The organism is Stenotrophomonas sp. B1-1 (assembly GCF_010894375.1).
Classification (GTDB): Bacteria; Pseudomonadota; Gammaproteobacteria; order Xanthomonadales; family Xanthomonadaceae; genus Stenotrophomonas.
Window position 1 is genome coordinate 1 of the sequence record NZ_JAAIUZ010000003.1, and the last position, 16,642, is coordinate 16,642.

Below are 16,642 nucleotides of genomic sequence, written 5' to 3' on the forward strand. Positions count from 1 at the left end.
ACGCCGCTCTGGTAGGTGCCAACCTTGGTTGGCACGTCTGTCAGGCAACGTCGGCCCAGATGGGGCGAAGGCGTTTCAGAGGTTGTGCCAACCAAGGTTGGCACCTACCGACTGCGCGGTGCGCGCCTCAGCGCAGCGGCGAGGCGAGCACCGTGATCTCTTCACGGTCGTGGTACAGCTGCTTGGCCCGTACCACCAGCGGCTTGCCTGCCTGTTCCTGGAACAGGTCCAGGCACAACCGCGTCTCGTCCCAGCGCTTCTTCATCGGCAGCTTCAGGTTGAAGATCGCGTGCCGGCACCAGCCTTCGCGGAACCAGGTGGCCATGCGTTCGGCCACGCGGCGCGGCTGTTCGACCATGTCGCAGACCATCCAGTCCAACGGCTGGTCCGGGTGCCAGTGGAAGCCGTCGGCGCGCAGGTGTTCGACCAGCCCGGTATCCAGCACGTGCTGGCGCAACGGGCCATTGTCGATGCTGAGCACATGCACGTGCTGGCGGGTCAGCACCCAGGTCCAGCCGCCGGGCGCGGCGCCCAGGTCGGCCGCGCGCATGCCCGGTTTCACCAGGGCCTCGCGCTCTTCCGGTGCCAGCAGGGTCAGCAGTGCCTCGTCCAGCTTCAGCGCCGAACGCGACGGGGCTTCCGGCAGCAGCTTCAGGCGCGGAATGCCCAACGCCCACGGCGCGCTGTCGGCCGGGTCGGCCACGCAGACGAACGCGTGGGTGCCATCGACGAAGACCACATGCAGGCGCGGCAGGCGGTTGTTCGGCTTGTCGGTCAGCTTGCCGGCCTTGCGCAGCGCCGGGCGCAACGCATTGCCGAACGCGCGGGCCAGGCCGGACAGCGGCTTGCCGGCATCCGAATCGGGGTGTTCCACCCACAGATCGCCGAAGCGCGGCGCATCGGCCAGCACCTCCAGCATCGGGGTGATGCGGTCGCTCGGGTCCAGCTGCGGCAGCTCGGCCAGTACCACCAGCTTCTGCCGCGCGAAGATCAGTTCGCGCCACGGCAGGCGCGGGGCCAGCGCGGCGGCTTCGTCGCACATGAACAGCACGTAGCCGTCATTGCGCTGGGTGCGTGCATAGCCGGCGAAACCGGCCTGGCCGGCGCGGTGCTGCAGCTCGCCGGCCAGCTCCGGCTCGAAGCCCTGCCGGCACAGGCAGAGCAGGCCGATTCCGGTCTCAGTAACGGGTGCCATCGGCTTCCCCATAGGCACGCAGCACGCTGCGCGCGGCATCGCGGTTCAGGCCCTGCACCACTTCAATGCCGCGCTTGTTCAGCTCGCCCACCCAGTCGGCCGGCAGCGGGCCTTCGTCGAACGGGGTCAGTTCTTCCACGTCGGCCGAGCTGGCACCGATCAACAGGCGGTCGATGCCGGCCCACACGGTGGCGCCGTAGCACTGGCAGCACGGCTGCGAGCTGGTGGCCAGGGTGACCGGCGACAGCACCGCGTTCAGGCGCGGGGTCTGCAGGCGCTGCTGGGCCAGCATGTAGGCCATGTTTTCGGCGTGCGCCAGCGAGGTGGCGTGCGGCACGACGCGGTTCACGCCGGCGGCGATCACCTTGTCATCGGGGCCGAACACGACGGCGCCGAACGGGCCGCCACTGGCGTGTTCGACATTCAGCCGCGACAGCTCGATCGCCAGTGCGACCTTGGCCTCGTCGCCCGGATAGCGACGATCCAGGTCGATCTGGTCGTGGATCCAGGCGGGAAGGGTCAGGTGGACTTGCGCGTACAGCATCGCGGGGGTGCCTCGTAGGGTGGAAAGGTGGGGCAGGAACAACAGCCGGCGCGCAGTGTAGCCGCAGCGGCATGCAGCGGGGGTGTCGGCGCGGGATCAGGCGTCGGTTTCGGCGTCCGTGTCGGTGCGGACCACCACGTACTGCTTGCGGAACTCCAGCCCGGCCTGCGGCCAGCGCGCAGCGTAGGCGCGCAGCAGGGGCAGGGCGGCGGGGAAATCATGGCCGTTCACCCGGCAGTCGGCCTCGCACTGGCCGTCGGCATCGCGCGAGGCGAACAGGCGGATGCCGAGGAACTGGCGGGTCTTCAGCAGATCGTTGAACGCCTCCAGGCTCTGGGTGAACAGGCAGCAGGGGCAGGAGCCGTGGTCGTCCTCGCTGCAGGCGGCGGTTTCATCGCGGGGTTCACTGCGGTAGTGGGCCAGCGGCCCCAGCACCACCGCGCGCGCCAGCGCCGTGCCGGTTTCCTCGGCCGGGTAGCGCAGGGTCAGCATCTGCAGCTCCGGCGCATCGTCGGCGCCGATGGCCGCCTGCAGGGTGGCCAGGTCGACCCGCACCCAGTTTTCGAAGCCGGACAGCACTGCATCCTGCTCGCTGTCGCCGGCGGCGTGCTGGTACTCGAACAGGCCGTCAGCGAACAGTTCCGGATGGCGTGCCTCGATCACCGTGGAGGTCTGCCAGCCGCCATTGTCGCGGGCGTTCGACGCAACGCCGTGCGCGACCAGGCGCAGGCCGCTGTCCAGCACCAGCTCGGTGCCGTCGACGGTGCAGGCAATGTCGCGGCCGTGCAGGACCTGCATCAGCAGCGGAAGAAACGGGTTGGCGGTAGCGGTCATGTCAGGCCTGTCAGTGAAAGGGGGCAGCGGTCACAGCGCTTCGCGTTCGTCGCGGTAGCGCTGCGCCTGTGACTGCTGCTGCGGGTCATCGCCATGGTCGCGCAGCCAGGTGTCCAGCTCGCGGCGGTAATCAGCGCGGAAGCGCTCGTTGCCGGGGCTGAAATGCAGCCTGCGTGCGGCCACCTCCACCCGCTCGCGTGCACGGGCGCGTGACTGGGCGATGCCATGCGGCGATTCGTTGGTGAGGATCACGATGCTGCGCGGGAAGCCCGGCGCGTACTTCACCACGAAGGGCTCGCCCTGCGCGGGAATGCGGATCGTGTTTTCCAGCGGCCACAGCGAGATCGTGTTGGTATGGAACACCACGTCCACATCCTGGCCATCGGCGGTGTGCACCACCGCCTCGTAACGCCAGATATAGCGGTCGTTGAGGGTGGAACTGGTTTCCTCGGCCTTGACGATCACCGCCTCGCCACGCTCGCCGATCCCGTTCACCCAGGCCGCGTTGACGAACGAACCCAGGAAGACATTCAGCATCGCCAGCGGAAGCATGGCGATCAGGTACAGCGGGGTGCGCCGCCACCACGACAGCAGCCCGGCCAGCGCCATCAGCACCGGCAATGCCAGCAACGGGTGCTGGGACAGGAACCAGAGCAGGGCGGAGGGGGCGGCGGTCATTGTCGCGGGCGTGCGGGCGCCGTCCTGGCGCCCGCGCGGTTCCTCAGGCCGACCAGGTGTCGCGCAGGGTCACGCTGCGGTTGAACACCGGCTTGGCTTCGGTGTGGTCGCGGCGGTCGGCGACGAAGTAGCCGGTGCGCTCGAACTGGAACGACTGTTCCGGCGTGGCGCTGGCCGCGGCCGGTTCAACATAGCCGGTGACGGTGCGGCGCGATTCCGGGTTCAGGTAATCGCGGTAGGTCTTGCCTTCCGATTCGTCGTCCGGGTTCGGCACCGAGAACAGTCGGTCGTACAGGCGGATTTCCGCAGGCACGCCATGCACGGCGCTGACCCAGTGGATGGTGCCCTTCACCTTGCGGTTGGCGCCTTCCATGCCCGGGCGCGATTCCGGATCCAGCCAGCCGCGCAGTTCGGTGATGGTGCCGTCGGCATCCTTGATCACTTCATCGCAGCGGATGATGCCGGCGCCGCGCAGGCGCACTTCGCCGCCCGGCACCAGGCGCTTCCAGCCCTTGGGCGGCACTTCGGCGAAGTCCTCGCGGTCGATCCAGATTTCGCGTGCGAACGGCACCTGGCGGCTGCCGAAGCTTTCGTCCTTTGGGTGGTTGCTGAAGGTCAGCTGCTCTTCGTGGCCTTCGGCCAGGTTGGTCAGCACCAGCTTCACCGGGTCGATCACCGCCATGCGGCGTGCCGCGGCGCTGTCCAGGTCTTCGCGCAGCGCGCCTTCCAGCACGCTGAAATCGATCATCGAATTCTGCTTGCTGATGCCCACGCGCTCGGCGAACAGGCGCATCGCGGCCGGGGTGTAGCCACGGCGGCGCAGGCCCTGCAGGGTCGGCATGCGCGGGTCTTCCCAGCCGTCCACCAGCTGTTCGGTCACCAGCGCCATCAGCTTGCGCTTGCTCATCACCGTGTAGTTGATGTTCAGGCGCGAGAACTCGATCTGGCGCGGCTTGGCTGCTTCGCGCGGCAGGCCGGCATCGACCAGCGGCTGGGTCAGCGCATCGTCATGGGCGAAATCGACGTTGTCCACGCACCAGTCGTACAGCGGGCGATGGTCTTCGAATTCCAGCGTGCACAGCGAGTGGGTGATGCCCTCGATGGAATCGCCCAGCGCATGGGCGAAGTCGTACATCGGGTAGATCGGCCACGCGTTGCCGGTGTTCTGGTGCTCGACGTGCTTGATGCGGTACAGGGCCGGATCGCGCAGGTTGATGTTGCCGCTGGCCATGTCGATCTTCGCGCGCACGGTGCGCGCGCCGTCCGGGAATTCACCGGCACGCATGCGGCGGAACAGGTCGAGGTTTTCCTCCACGCTGCGGTCGCGCCACGGCGACGGGCGGCCCGGCTCGGTCAGGGTGCCGCGGTAGGCGCGCACTTCCTCGGCCGACAGATCGCAGACATAGGCCTTGCCCTGTCCGATCAGCTTCTCGGCGGCCAGGTAATAGGTCTGGAAGTAGTCCGAGGCATGGCGCAGCTCGTTCCACTCGAAGCCCAGCCAGCGCACGTCGTCCTGGATGGCGGCCACGTACTCGGGGTCTTCCTTGGCCGGGTTGGTGTCGTCGAAGCGCAGGTTGCACACGCCGCTGAACTCACCGGCCAGGCCGAAGTTCAGGCAGATCGACTTGGCGTGGCCGATGTGCAGGTAGCCGTTCGGCTCGGGCGGGAAGCGGGTCTTGATCGCCTGGTGCTTGCCGCTGGCCAGGTCCTCGCGCACGATCTGGCGGATGAAATCGCGCTTCTCGTGGCTGTCGGCGGGGGTCTCGGGGCTGGCGGGGGTGTGCTCGGACATGAGTCTGGGGCGAAAAAGGGCAGAAAGACCAACAGTCTAGCGCGTACCGGCCAGGGCTGCCGGGGTTTGCCGCCATGCCCGGCGGGCGCAGCGGCGCGATTCAGGCCCCGGGCGTATGCTGGAACCCTGCCCCGAGGAGCTGCCCCATGCACATCGTGTACAAGGCCGACAACCTGTTCGACGCCCACCTGGTGAAGCACGCGCTGGAAGACGCAGGCATTCCCGCCTTCGTGTTCGGCGAATCGCTGCTGGGCGGCATGGGCGAGCTGCCGCTGTTCGGCGTGCTGCGGGTCGGCATTCCCGATGCGGCGCGGCCGCAGGCCGAAGACATCGTGGCCGGGCTGGACTTGGGCCAGGGCCCGGCCGACCCCATTTCCGATGCAGACGATTGGGCCGGACAACCGGCGTAGGAGCGCATCATGTTGGGAATTGGACAGGGCATCCTCGGCATCGGGGCCTTCAAGCAGCGTCTTCCGCGTGCGGAAGAGGCGCTGCCGGGGCGCGACCAGCCGTTGCCGCTGCACAGCAACCAGCACTTCGTGAACAGCCATCCGCTGAAGGACCGCTTCGCCGGCCTGCAGCAGATCCGTTTCGCGCTGGGCTGTTTCTGGGGCGCCGAGCGCAAGTTCTGGAGCGAGCCGGGCGTGTACAGCACCTCGGTGGGCTATGCCGGTGGCATCACCCCGAACCCGACCTACAAAGAGGTCTGTTCGGGCCTGACCGGCCACACCGAAGTGGTGCAGGTGGTGTTCGATCCGGCGGTGGTCAGCCTGGAGCGGCTGCTGCAGCTGTTCTGGGAAAGCCATGACCCGACCCAGGGCATGCGCCAGGGCAACGACACCGGCACCCAGTACCGTTCGGCCATCCATGCCACGAGCGAGGCGCAGTACGCGGCCGCGCTGGCCAGCCGCGAGGCCTACCAGGCACAGCTGGATGCGGCCGGTTACGGGCCGATCACCACCGAGATCGTGTACCCGGCGCCGGAGTACTACTACGCCGAGGATTACCACCAGCAGTACCTGGCGAAGAACCCGAACGGCTACTGCGGGATTGGCGGCACCGGCGTGAGCTGCCCGATCGGGCTGGATGTGGAGGCGCCGCGCTGACGCGCGGAGGTCCGCCTGTAGAGCCGACCGGTAGAGCCGACCGGTAGAGCCGACCGGTAGAGCCGACTGTTAGTCGGCTGAAAGCAAAAGCGGCTCTGGGTTGCTGAGGATCTGGCGGGACGGGGGCGGCTGGCAGGACACGCCGCAAGTACGTCCCTGTAGGCTCGTAGGCGCCATCCATGGCGCCTGCGGTCCTGCCAGCCGCCCCCGTCCCACCTTCGACAGTTTCCCGGTGACGGTGGGCAAGAGCAGTGGGCTGGTGACGAACTGATGGAAAAGAAAAAGGACGCGGCCTTCGCCGCGTCCTTTTTCTTTGATCGTGCATTGCCCCGTAGAGTCGAGCTTGCTCGACTGCGAGCAAGCGCAGCGCGCGACCCGCGTTTGCTCTTCTTTCTTTCTTCCGTGGCGGGCGGCCACCGGGAACTGTCAGAGGGCGGGCGGGTTGGGTTCGCGGGAGTGTCCGCCGCATGGGCCCGAGGCATGCCTCGGGCGGGTTGGGCAGGACGCCCAACCCCGGTCTTGCCGTGTGTGCAGGACAGCGCACACGAGCAAGCGGCGGCCAAGCCCCCAAGGTGAAATGACCCCCTGAAGTTGGACAGGTGGGGGATCAGGCGGCCAGCGCGGCCTGCTCCCGGTACTGTACGGGGCTCAAGCCCTTTAGTTTCAAGCGGATACGATTCTCGTTGTAGTACCGGATGTACTCCACCAGCCCAGCTTCCAGGCTATCGATGCTGTCAAAGGTGTTCAGGTAGAAAAATTCCGACTTCAGGGTCCCGAAGAAGCTTTCCATGGCCGCGTTGTCCAGGCACTTGCCACGCCGGGACATGCTCTGTTTCAGCGAGTGCTTTTCGAGCTTGTGGCGGTAGTTTTCGTGCTGGTAGTGCCAGCCTTGGTCGGAGTGGATCATCGGACGATCTTCCGGTGAAAGCCTCCTGATCGCTTGGTCCAGCATTTCACCCACCAGGTCAAACACGGGCCGGCGCTTCATCTGGTATGCCACGATTTCGCCGTTGTAGAGGTCCATGATCGGCGAAAGATAGAGCTTCATGCCCTGCACCTTGAACTCGGTTACATCGGTCACCCACTTGCGATTGGGCATCTCAGCCTCAAACTGGCGGCCCAGGTCGTTGGGAACCACGACATTGGCCGCTCCCTTGAACGCGCGATAGCGCTTGATGCGTACCCGCGAGCGCAGGCCCAGTTCGGTCATCAGCCGCTGCACCCGCTTGTGGTTGATGGCTTCGCCCTGATTGGCCAGCTCCAACGTTATGCGGCGGTAGCCGTAGCGCCCTTGGTGCTTGTCGTAGATCGAGCGGATGCGCTCACGCAGTTCCTCCTCGCCCCCGTCGGGATGGGCCAAGGCATTGATCTGGTAATAGAACGTGCTGCGAGAGAGCTCAGCCGCCTCGAGCAACAGCGGCAGCGCGTAGGTCTGCCTCAATCCTTGGATGGCTTGCGCTTTGCGCGCTGCGCCGCCTGCTCTTCCCGGATCAAGGCATCGAGTTTTTTTAGGTAAGCGGTCTCCGCACGCAGGTAGGCCACTTCCTTGAGGAGCTCATCGCGGCTCATGTCCTCGGCGGGCTTGGACGAGCGGGTCTTTTTCATCGGCTTTTGAGGCGGTAATGGTGGCGGTGCCAACGCTTGGGCACCCCTCTCAGCATACAGGCGCCGCCACAGCCCCACTGCGCCGGCATCGCCAATCTGGAAGAAGGTGGTCGCCTCGCGCGCGGACATGCCGTCCTGACTCATCTTCTCCAGGACGGCCAGCTTGAACTGGAGATCGTAGGACCGGGGTTTGCGGTCAAACCCCGGTCGCCCATGCAGTCGGTAGGTCGCGGCCCACCGCCTGACTGTGGAAAACTCCAGGCCATGGCGGCGGGCAACCGCCTTGACCGATGTGGAGGTGTTACAGGCCTCCTTGGCGACCTGTAATTTGAAACAAACCTCATATCTATTCATGCAAACCTCGGGGTCGGATCAGGTGTCCAACTCCCGGGGGTCACTTCAAGGATGGGTTTACGGCGTCTCCCGCGAACCCAACCCGCCCGACCCAGCGCGGCTGTTGTTCCAGCAGTCAGTCGAGCAAGCTCGACTCTACCGAACCGAGCCCCCCGCCACGAGGGGCTCAGCCGTTGGCCGCAATCACAGTTCCGAACGGATGCGCTCGCGCAGCGCCTGCAGGTCCTTGGCGAAGGCGTCGATACCGGTGGCCAGCTTCTCGGTGGCCATCGGGTCCGCTGCCAGGTCGGCCGCGAACTTCGCCGCGTCGATCGGGGTCACCGCCACGCCGTCGGCCGCACCGGCCACCAGCTTGCGCGGCAGTTCGCCGTGGTCGGCGTCCAGCTTTTCCAGCAGGTCCGGCGAAATGGTCAGGCGGTCGCAGCCGGCCAGCGCTTCGATCTGCGCGGTGGAACGGAACGAGGCGCCCATCACCACCGTCGGCGAACCACGGCGCTTGAACTCGGCATACACGCCGCGCACGAACTTCACGCCCGGGTCTTCGTCGATGTTGGCCGGGGTCTGGCCGTTGGCCACGTACCAGTCCAGGATGCGGCCCACGAACGGCGAGATCAGGAACGCGCCGGCTTCGCTGCAGGCCAGCGCCTGGGTCGGGTTGAAGATCAGGGTCAGGTTGCAGTCGATGCCTTCGGCCTGCAGGATGCGCGCCGCTTCCACGCCTTCCCAGGTGGCGGCGATCTTGATCAGGATCTTTTCGCGCGGCACGCCGGCGTCGGCGTACATCTGGATGAACTGGCGGGCCTTGGCCACCGTGGCAGCGGTGTCGTGGGCCTGGTCGGCGTCCACTTCGGTGGACACGCGGCCCGGCACCAGGGTGCTCAGCAGGGCACCCACGCCGATGGTCAGGCGGTCGGCCACGGCATGCACCACGGCTTCGCGGTCGCCGCCCTGCTGGCGGCCCCAGGCCAGTTCGCGCTCGATCAGCTCGGCATAGACCGGCAGGTCCAGTGCCTTCTTCACCAGGGTCGGGTTGGTGGTGCAATCCACCGGCTGCAGGCGCTTGATCGCGTCGTAGTCACCGGTATCGGCAACGACTACCGACAGTTCGCGCAGCTGGGACAGTTTGGACGTGTTGCTCATTACGGCTCCTGGTGCAGGGAAATCGGATCGCGCGCGGTGCGCAGCGGGTTTCAGGGGCGGTCGTTGTGGACCGCGGTCACGCGCAGCCGCAGCTTGCGGCCGCCGGGGGCGTTCCAGTCGATGCTCTGGCCAACGGCCAGGCCCAGCAGGGCGCTGCCCACCGGGGCCAGCACGGACACCTTGCCTTCATCGACATTGGCTTCGCGGGGGAAGACCAGGGTCAGGACGTGCTTCTCGCCCGAGACCTCATCTTCGCACTCCACGCGCGAATGCATCATCACGATGCCTTCGGGAATCTGATCCGGCGCCAGCACGGTGGCCCGGTTGAGTTCCTGGGAAAGCGCGAGCGCGGCAGGCGTCTGGCTCAGCGCGGGGGAATCGAGCATGGCCTCCAGGCGGTCCATGTCGAAGCTGGAAACGGTGATCGACGGCGGCAGGCCGCTGGCGGTGTTCATGGTGGTGCTCCTTGGTTGAAAGCCATGCAAAAGGCGGCGCTTCGAGCGCCGCCTGGGGCTATTGTGGGGACAAATGTGGCCGGAATCGACTCCCGGCCGTGCCGCGGCAGGTTCGACGGGGTTCAGCCGTTCAGCAGCGGCTGCGCCACCACCGGCGCTTCGCCGGCCGGCACGCCCTGGTCGTCCAGGGTGAACAGCGCCTGCGGCAGCTGTTTGAACTGTTCGGCCAGGTCCATCAGGAAGCCATGCATGGCCGAGCTGCGCCGCCAGATCATGGCGATGCGGCGGCTGGGCCGGCCTTCGCCGACGAAATCGATCAGGCGGATGTTGCTCGAGCGCGGCACCGGCGGCTGCACCGACAGGCTGGGCAGCAGGGTGATGCCCACGTCGGCGGCGACCATCTGCCGCAGGGTTTCCAGGCTGGTGGCGCGGAATTCGGATTTCTCGTTGGCGCCGAACAGGCGGCACACTTCCAGTGCCTGGTCGCGCAGGCAATGGCCGTCTTCCAGCAGCAGCAGCTTCTGCGTGGCCAGTTCCTGCACATCCATGTGTTCGCGGCGGGCCAGCGGATGGCGGCCGGAAACGGCCAGCAGGAACGGCTCTTCAAACAGGAATTCGGCATGCAGCTGGTCGTCCACCACCGGCAGTGCCAGCAGCGCCGCGTCCAGCCTGCCGTCGCGCAGGCGCTCCAGCAGCACATCGCTCTTTTCTTCCACCAGCAGCAGTTCCAGTTCCGGGAAGCGGCTGCGGATGCGCGGAATGACGTGCGGCAGCAGGTACGGCCCCAGGGTGGGGAAAATGCCCAGGCGCACGGTGCCGGCTTCCGGGTCGCGGTTGCGCCGCGCTGCTTCCTTCAACTGCTCCACTTCGGACACGATCACCCGCGCCCGCGCGGCCGCTTCCTGGCCGGCGGGGGTCAGCATCACCTTGCGCGGCGCACGTTCCACCAGCGGCAGCCCCAGCTCTTCCTCCAGCTTGCGGATCTGGGTGGACAGCGTGGGCTGGCTGACGAAACAGGAGGCGGCGGCCCGGCCGAAATGCTTGTGATCGGCCAAGGCCACCAGGTACTTCAGATCGCGTAGGTTCATCCTTCAGACCCCAGGGAAAACGGACCGGCGGTCGGCTTGGTCGACCCAGCAGGCTAACGATGTTCCCGGTGGGCTGGGAACGGTGGATCAGGCCGCTTCGGCCACCGCACCACTGCCGGTGCTCACCGACGAGCGGATCAGGTGGTCGAAGGCGCTGAGTGCCGCGGTGGAACCGGCGCCCATGGCGATGATGATCTGCTTGTAGGGTACCGTGGTGCAATCACCGGCGGCGAACACACCCGGCACGTTGGTCTGGCCACGGTCGTCGATCACGATCTCGCCGCGCGGCGACAGCGCCACGCTGTCCTTCAGCCATTCGGTGTTGGGCAGCAGGCCGATCTGCACGAAGATGCCTTCCAGCTCGACGCGGTGGGAATCGCCACCCACGCGGTCCTTGTAGACCAAGCCGGTCACCTTGCTGCCATCGCCCAGCACTTCGGTGGTCTGTGCGCTGGTCAGTACAGTCACGTTGCCCAGGCTGCGCAGCTTCTTCTGCAGCACTTCGTCGGCACGCAGGCTGGAATCGAACTCCAGCAGCGTTACATGCGACACGATGCCGGCCAGATCGATGGCCGCTTCCACGCCGGAATTGCCGCCGCCGATCACCGCCACGCGCTTGCCCTTGAACAGCGGGCCATCGCAGTGCGGGCAGTAGGCCACGCCCTTGTTGCGGTACTGGTCTTCGCCCGGCACGTTCATCTGCCGCCAGCGCGCGCCGGTGGACAGGATGACCGAGCGCGACTTCAGCACCGCGCCATTTTCCAGCTGCACCTGCACCAGGCCGTCTTCACCGGCCGGCACCAGCGCGCTGGCGCGCTGCAGGTTCATGATGTCCACTTCGTACTCGCGCACGTGCTGTTCCAGCGCCGTGGCCAGCTTCGGGCCTTCGGTTTCCTTCACCGAAATGAAGTTCTCGATGGCCATGGTGTCCAGCACCTGGCCACCGAAGCGCTCGGCGGCGATGCCGGTACGGATGCCCTTGCGCGCGGCATAGATGGCCGCTGCGGCACCGGCCGGGCCACCGCCCACCACCAGGACGTCGAAGGCGTCCTTGGCGGCGATCTTCTCGGCATCGCGCTTGCCGGCGTTGGTGTCCAGCTTGGCCACGATCTGCTCCAGGGTCATCCGGCCCTGGTCGAACACTTCGCCGTTGAGATAGACGGTGGGCACGGACATGATCTCGCGCTTTTCCACTTCCTCCTGGAACAGCGCACCGTCGATGGCCACGTGCTGGATGCGCGGGTTCAGCACCGCAGCCAGGTTCAGCGCCTGCACCACGTCCGGGCAGTTCTGGCAGGACAGCGAGAAGTAGGTTTCGAACTTGTACTCGCCTTCCAGGTTCTGCACCTGCTCGATCAGCTCGGCGGTGGCCTTTGACGGATGACCGCCCACCTGCAGCAGCGCCAGCACCAGCGAGGTGAACTCGTGGCCCATCGGCAGGCCGGCAAAGGTCAGGTGGATATCCTGGCCCGGGGTACCCAGGTCGAACGAGGGCACGCGGCCCTGGCCATCGCGCAGCACCTGCAGCGAAATCTTGTCCGACAGGCTTTCCAGGGTCTGCAGCAGTTCCAGCATTTCCTGCGACTTGGCGCCATCGTCGGCGCGCGCGGTGATCTGGATCGGGCGGGTCACGCGTTCCAGATAGGTCTTCAGCTGCGACTGCAGGTTGGCGTCCAACATGGTTCTCTCCTGGTTTCAGGCAAAGCGTGGGCGTGGCACCGCTGTAGAAGGTAGCGGACCAGCAGGGGGTAGGGGTGAACCCAAGACAGCGACCGTGGAAGGGGCTGGCTGGCCAAGGCTGGCGTGCGTTGGCTGTCTTGGGTTCACCCCCACGCCGGCGTGGGGCCGGCACGGGGATGAAGGGCGCGCACTGGCGTGGGGCCAGCGCAGGCCGGTAGCGCTTTAGATCTTGCCGACCAGGTCCAGCGACGGGGTCAGGGTCTTCTCGCCTTCCTTCCACTTGGCCGGGCAGACCTGGTTCGGGTTGGCGGCGGTGAACTGGGCGGCCTTCAGCTTGCGCAGGGTCTCGGCCACGTCACGGGCGATCTCGTTGGAGTGGATCTCCTGGGTCTTGATCACGCCTTCCGGGTTGATGATGAAGGTGCCACGCAGGGCCAGGCCTTCTTCTTCAATGTGCACGCCGAAGGCGCGGGTCAGCTTGTGGGTCGGGTCGCCCACCAGCGGGAACTGGGCCTTGCCCACGGCCGGCGAGGTTTCGTGCCAGACCTTGTGCGAGAAGTGGGTGTCGGTGGTGACGATGTAGACCTCGGCGCCGGCCTTCTTGAATTCGGCGTAATGGTCAGCGGCGTCTTCAATCTCGGTCGGGCAGTTGAAGGTGAAGGCGGCCGGCATGAAGATCAGGACGGACCACTGGCCCTTCAGGCTGTTGTCGGAAACCTTGATGAACTCGCCGTTGTGGTAGGCATTGGCTTCGAACGACTGGATCGGAGTGTTGATCAGGGACATCGTTTTTCCTCTGGGTGAAGGGGAGTGGGTGAATCGACAGGAGCTAGGTTACCGATTCCGCATCGATAAGAACAATGCATTGATTTCATCTATTCAATAGATACTGTCTATTGAAATTCAGTGGGTAGCTTGCCAATTGGACGCCAACCGTCCTGCAACTCTATGTATGGAAAGGAAAATTTCCTGGACCGGCGGCGTGGGCCTGATAGCCCGCCCTTATGCCAGTCCCGCCAACCTGAACGAACCCCGCTTTTGTAGAGTCGAGCTTGCTCGACTGCTTTTGCCTTGTAGAGTCGAGCCATGCTCGACTGCTTTTGCCTTGTAGAGTCGAGCCATGCTCGACTGCATTGCCGAAGCAGTCGAGCAAGCTCGACTCTACAATTGCAGCATGTCCTTTGAATCCGAATCCTCGCTGCGCCAGATCGTGGCCGCGGCCACCGCCCGGCTTGGCGGCCTCGACGCCCGCCACGAGGCCGAACTGCTGCTGCTACACGTGCTGGAGCGCCCGCGAAGCTGGCTGTTCGCCCACGCCACCGAACCGCTGCCGGAAGCTGAACAGGCCGCCTTCGAGGCGCTGCTGGCCCGCCGCATGGCTGGCGAGCCGGTGGCCTACCTGACCGGACGCCGTGGCTTCTGGACCCTGGATCTGGACGTCGACGCCGCTACCCTGATCCCGCGACCGGAAACCGAGCTGCTGGTGGAGCTGGCGCTGGAGCGCCTGCCGCTGGACCGCGCCCTGCAGGTGGCCGACCTCGGCACCGGCAGCGGTGCGATTGCCCTGGCCCTGGCCAGCGAGCGCCCTCAGGCGCAGGTGCTGGCCACCGACGCCAGTACTGCTGCACTGGCCGTCGCCGCGCGCAATGCCACACGCCATGAACTGCGCAACGTGCGCTTCGCCGAGGGTGGGCGTGACTGGTATGCGCCGCTGCAGGGCGCGCGTTTCGACCTGATCGCCAGCAATCCGCCCTATATCGCCAGTGACGACCCGCACCTGCAGCAGGGCGACCTGCGCTTCGAACCGGCCACGGCACTGGCGTCGGGCGTGGATGGCCTGGACGACATCCGTGCCATCGTCGAAGGCGCCTGCGCGCACCTGCAGCCCGGTGGCTGGCTGCTGGTCGAACACGGCTGGGACCAGGGCGCGGCGATCCGCGCGCTGTTCGACGCCGCGGGCCTGGCCGAGGTAAGCACCGCGCAGGACCTTGAACAGCGCGACCGGGTCACCCTGGGGCGGCGACCGGCCTAGAATGGGGGTTCTCCTGCCAGCGGCAGGGCACCACCACGGAGCTGCAAGCATGCGTACGCTGTACCCCGCCATCACCCCCTACGACGTCGGCACCCTGAAGGTCGACGACCGCCACACGCTGTACTTCGAACAGTGCGGCAACCCGGACGGCAAGCCGGTGGTGATGCTGCACGGTGGCCCGGGTGGCGGCTGCAGCGACAAGATGCGCCAGTTCCACGACCCGGCCAAGTACCGCATCATCCTGTTCGACCAGCGCGGCGCTGGCCGTTCCACCCCGCACGCGGACCTGGTCGACAACACCACCTGGGATCTGGTGGCCGATATCGAAAAGCTGCGCGAGCACCTGAAGGTGGATCGCTGGCAGGTGTTCGGCGGCAGCTGGGGTTCGACCCTGGCGCTGGCCTATGCCGAAACCCACCCGCAGCGGGTGACCGAGCTGGTGCTGCGCGGCATCTTCATGCTGCGCCGCTGGGAACTGGAATGGTTCTACCAGGAAGGCGCCAACCGCCTGTTCCCCGATGCCTGGGAGCACTACCTGAAGCCGATTCCGGCGGTCGAGCGCCATGACCTGATCTCGGCGTTCCATCGCCGCCTGACCAGCGAAGACGAAACCACCCGGCTGGAAGCGGCCAAGGCGTGGGCGGTGTGGGAAGGCGCGACCAGCTTCCTGCACGTGGACGACGACTTCATCAACAGCCACGAAGATCCGCACTTCGCCCTGGCGTTCGCCCGCATCGAGAACCACTACTTCGTCAACGGCGGCTTCTTCGAGGTGGAAGACCAGCTGCTGCGCGACGCGCACCGCATTGCCGATATTCCCGGCGTGATCGTGCACGGCCGCTACGACGTGGTCTGCCCGCTGGCCAACGCCTGGGACCTGACCAAGGTGTGGCCGAAGGCGAAGCTGGAAATCACCCCGGCGTCGGGTCATTCGGCGTTCGAAGCGGAGAACGTGGACGCGCTGGTGCGCGCAACCGACAGCTTCGCGTAATGCCGAAGGGGTCAGATCCCTTTCCCACGGAAAGGGCTCTGACCCCGTTCCGACCGTGTAGCACCGGTAGCGCCGGGCCACGCCCGGCGGCATTCCGTTCCGCCGACGCGATGCGGCTCGCCGGGCATGGCCCGGCGCTACCGCGTATCAGGGATTCATCCACGCATGGCGTGGATCTACCAATGCCCGGCCAGCAAGGCTTCGGCCAGTACCTGCAGCTTCGGTGAGTGCTGCCGCGACGGCGGGTAGATCAGCGACAGGGCGCGGCTGCGGCCTTCGAACGGCTGCAGCACGCGCTGCAGGCGGCCGTCGGCCAGGGCGTCGGCCACGGCGAAATCCATTACCTGCACGATGCCGATGCCGGCGATGGCCGCTTCCACCAGCGGGTCGCCGCTGTCGAACACCATGCGGGTGGCGGGCGCCATCTCGCACAGCTGACCGTTCTGCATGAACTGCCAGTCCACCACCCGCCCACTGCGCAGATTGCGCACCGCCAGGCAGGCGTGGGCCTGCAGATCGGCCACCTGCAGGGGTGTGCCGCAACGGGCCAGGTAGGCCGGACTGGCTACCGTGACCCAGTGCAGCGGTCGCAGCGCGCGCGCCACCATGCGCTGGTCGGCGATCGGGCCGGTGCGCAGGGCCGCATCGAAGCCTTCTTCCACCAGGTCCACCAGCCGGTCGCTGAGCACGGCCTCTACCTGCAGCTGCGGATGCCGTTCCAGCAGTGGCCCCAGCATCGGCACCAGTACCTTGCGCCCGAACATCGAGGGCGCGCTGATCTTCAGCACGCCCGAGGGCATGCAGGGGCGATCGGCCAGTTGCCGCTCGGCGTCTTCCAGCCCGCACAGCAGGGGCGTTACCTGGTCCACGAATTGGCGGCCGTCCGGGGTCAGTGCCACGTTGCGGGTGTTCCGCTGCAGCAGCTTCACCCCCAGCGCGGCCTCCAGCCGCCCAATGGCGCGCGACAGGCCCGACTGACTCAGCCCGAGCTGGCCGGCGGCCACGGTGAAACTGCGCGCTTCGGCCACCTGCACCAGCATGCGCACGGCGTTGAGATCGGTTGACGGTCCATTCATGCGAAAAATCATCGCAGATATCGACGTGGAGGGGTTTATTGATCGTGCTGCATCAATGAGACTGCGCTCCCC

At 66.5% G+C, this 16,642-nt stretch carries 16 protein-coding genes; 4 read left to right on the forward strand and 12 right to left on the reverse strand.

The features are described from left to right. Positions 1-127: 127 nt before the first annotated feature. From rlmM to G4G00_RS01760, 5 genes are all read right to left on the reverse strand, one after another. Positions 128-1,195, reverse strand: a complete 1,068-nt coding sequence (gene rlmM, locus G4G00_RS01740; RefSeq protein WP_164270925.1) for a 23S rRNA (cytidine(2498)-2'-O)-methyltransferase RlmM — start codon at positions 1,193-1,195, stop codon at positions 128-130. Further along, positions 1,179-1,739: a nucleoside deaminase gene (locus G4G00_RS01745; protein ID WP_108755466.1), complete on the reverse strand. Its 561-nt coding sequence runs from the start codon at positions 1,737-1,739 to the stop codon at positions 1,179-1,181. Before G4G00_RS01745 ends, rlmM begins: the two co-directional genes overlap by 17 nt. 96 nt (positions 1,740-1,835) lie before the next feature. Next, positions 1,836-2,573 carry a DUF6348 family protein gene (locus G4G00_RS01750; protein WP_108752232.1) on the reverse strand — a complete coding sequence of 246 codons (738 nt, stop codon included), beginning with the start codon at positions 2,571-2,573 and terminating at the stop codon, positions 1,836-1,838. Positions 2,574-2,603: 30 nt separating this feature from the next. Then, complete coding sequence (locus tag G4G00_RS01755; protein ID WP_164270927.1) at positions 2,604-3,251, reverse strand: hypothetical protein; 648 nt, start codon at positions 3,249-3,251, stop codon at positions 2,604-2,606. Positions 3,252-3,294: 43 nt separating this feature from the next. Beyond that, a complete protein-coding gene (locus tag G4G00_RS01760; RefSeq protein ID WP_164270929.1) occupies positions 3,295-5,043 on the reverse strand; it encodes a glutamine--tRNA ligase/YqeY domain fusion protein in 1,749 nt (582 codons plus the stop codon). 146 nt (positions 5,044-5,189) lie between these two features. Here G4G00_RS01760 and G4G00_RS01765 point away from each other — a divergent pair, with 146 nt between their 5' ends. Then, positions 5,190-5,453 carry a DUF2007 domain-containing protein gene (locus tag G4G00_RS01765; protein WP_108748601.1) on the forward strand — a complete coding sequence of 88 codons (264 nt, stop codon included), beginning with the start codon at positions 5,190-5,192 and terminating at the stop codon, positions 5,451-5,453. Positions 5,454-5,483: 30 nt separating this feature from the next. Then, a complete protein-coding gene (msrA, locus tag G4G00_RS01770) occupies positions 5,484-6,149 on the forward strand; it encodes a peptide-methionine (S)-S-oxide reductase MsrA (RefSeq protein WP_205515513.1) in 666 nt (221 codons plus the stop codon). A 607-nt stretch (positions 6,150-6,756) separates the two neighbouring features. Here msrA and G4G00_RS01775 read toward each other — a convergent pair. From G4G00_RS01775 to ahpC, 6 genes are all read right to left on the reverse strand, one after another. Then, positions 6,757-8,108 (reverse strand): IS3 family transposase gene (locus tag G4G00_RS01775; protein WP_164270933.1). Its coding sequence is split into 2 segments (ribosomal slippage): positions 6,757-7,661 and positions 7,661-8,108, totalling 1,353 coding nucleotides; the frame shifts between segments, so codons are not numbered across the junction. A 183-nt stretch (positions 8,109-8,291) separates the two neighbouring features. Next, positions 8,292-9,248, reverse strand: a complete 957-nt coding sequence (locus tag G4G00_RS01780; protein WP_108752237.1) for a transaldolase — start codon at positions 9,246-9,248, stop codon at positions 8,292-8,294. A gap of 50 nt (positions 9,249-9,298) precedes the next feature. After that, a complete protein-coding gene (gene rnk, locus G4G00_RS01785) occupies positions 9,299-9,703 on the reverse strand; it encodes a nucleoside diphosphate kinase regulator (RefSeq protein ID WP_108752238.1) in 405 nt (134 codons plus the stop codon). 122 nt (positions 9,704-9,825) lie between these two features. Continuing rightward, positions 9,826-10,791: a LysR substrate-binding domain-containing protein gene (locus G4G00_RS01790; RefSeq protein WP_108752239.1), complete on the reverse strand. Its 966-nt coding sequence runs from the start codon at positions 10,789-10,791 to the stop codon at positions 9,826-9,828. A gap of 87 nt (positions 10,792-10,878) precedes the next feature. Next, the gene (gene ahpF, locus G4G00_RS01795) at positions 10,879-12,471 is read right to left on the reverse strand and encodes an alkyl hydroperoxide reductase subunit F (protein WP_108752240.1); all 1,593 of its coding nucleotides are present in this window, start codon (positions 12,469-12,471) and stop codon (positions 10,879-10,881) included. 222 nt (positions 12,472-12,693) lie between these two features. Then, the gene (gene ahpC / locus G4G00_RS01800; protein WP_107229920.1) at positions 12,694-13,257 is read right to left on the reverse strand and encodes an alkyl hydroperoxide reductase subunit C; all 564 of its coding nucleotides are present in this window, start codon (positions 13,255-13,257) and stop codon (positions 12,694-12,696) included. A gap of 388 nt (positions 13,258-13,645) precedes the next feature. Between ahpC and prmC the strand changes: the two genes are divergently transcribed. Together prmC and pip are read left to right on the forward strand one after the other, a co-directional pair. Beyond that, on the forward strand, positions 13,646-14,503 hold the full coding sequence (gene prmC / locus G4G00_RS01805; protein WP_164270935.1) for a peptide chain release factor N(5)-glutamine methyltransferase: 858 nt from the start codon (positions 13,646-13,648) through the stop codon (positions 14,501-14,503). Positions 14,504-14,552: 49 nt separating this feature from the next. Continuing rightward, the gene (pip, locus tag G4G00_RS01810) at positions 14,553-15,494 is read left to right on the forward strand and encodes a prolyl aminopeptidase (RefSeq protein ID WP_108748607.1); all 942 of its coding nucleotides are present in this window, start codon (positions 14,553-14,555) and stop codon (positions 15,492-15,494) included. 176 nt (positions 15,495-15,670) lie between these two features. Here the strand turns inward: pip and G4G00_RS01815 are convergent, their stop codons facing one another. Continuing rightward, positions 15,671-16,570: a LysR family transcriptional regulator gene (locus tag G4G00_RS01815; protein ID WP_164270937.1), complete on the reverse strand. Its 900-nt coding sequence runs from the start codon at positions 16,568-16,570 to the stop codon at positions 15,671-15,673. Positions 16,571-16,642 lie beyond the last annotated feature (72 nt).

Excerpts from the sequence above, each read along its gene's own strand:
- rlmM (WP_164270925.1), bottom strand. The coding sequence starts at position 1,195 with ATGGCACCCGTTACTGAGACCGGAATCGGCCTGCTCTGCCTGTGCCGG.
- G4G00_RS01745 (WP_108755466.1), bottom strand. The coding sequence starts at position 1,739 with ATGCTGTACGCGCAAGTCCACCTGACCCTTCCCGCCTGGATCCACGAC.
- G4G00_RS01750 (WP_108752232.1), bottom strand. The coding sequence starts at position 2,573 with ATGACCGCTACCGCCAACCCGTTTCTTCCGCTGCTGATGCAGGTCCTG.
- G4G00_RS01755 (WP_164270927.1), bottom strand. The coding sequence starts at position 3,251 with ATGACCGCCGCCCCCTCCGCCCTGCTCTGGTTCCTGTCCCAGCACCCG.
- G4G00_RS01760 (WP_164270929.1), bottom strand. The coding sequence starts at position 5,043 with ATGTCCGAGCACACCCCCGCCAGCCCCGAGACCCCCGCCGACAGCCAC.
- G4G00_RS01765 (WP_108748601.1), top strand. The coding sequence starts at position 5,190 with ATGCACATCGTGTACAAGGCCGACAACCTGTTCGACGCCCACCTGGTG.
- G4G00_RS01780 (WP_108752237.1), bottom strand. The coding sequence starts at position 9,248 with ATGAGCAACACGTCCAAACTGTCCCAGCTGCGCGAACTGTCGGTAGTC.
- rnk (WP_108752238.1), bottom strand. The coding sequence starts at position 9,703 with ATGAACACCGCCAGCGGCCTGCCGCCGTCGATCACCGTTTCCAGCTTC.
- G4G00_RS01790 (WP_108752239.1), bottom strand. The coding sequence starts at position 10,791 with ATGAACCTACGCGATCTGAAGTACCTGGTGGCCTTGGCCGATCACAAG.
- ahpF (WP_108752240.1), bottom strand. The coding sequence starts at position 12,471 with ATGTTGGACGCCAACCTGCAGTCGCAGCTGAAGACCTATCTGGAACGC.
- ahpC (WP_107229920.1), bottom strand. The coding sequence starts at position 13,257 with ATGTCCCTGATCAACACTCCGATCCAGTCGTTCGAAGCCAATGCCTAC.
- prmC (WP_164270935.1), top strand. The coding sequence starts at position 13,646 with ATGTCCTTTGAATCCGAATCCTCGCTGCGCCAGATCGTGGCCGCGGCC.
- pip (WP_108748607.1), top strand. The coding sequence starts at position 14,553 with ATGCGTACGCTGTACCCCGCCATCACCCCCTACGACGTCGGCACCCTG.
- G4G00_RS01815 (WP_164270937.1), bottom strand. The coding sequence starts at position 16,570 with ATGAATGGACCGTCAACCGATCTCAACGCCGTGCGCATGCTGGTGCAG.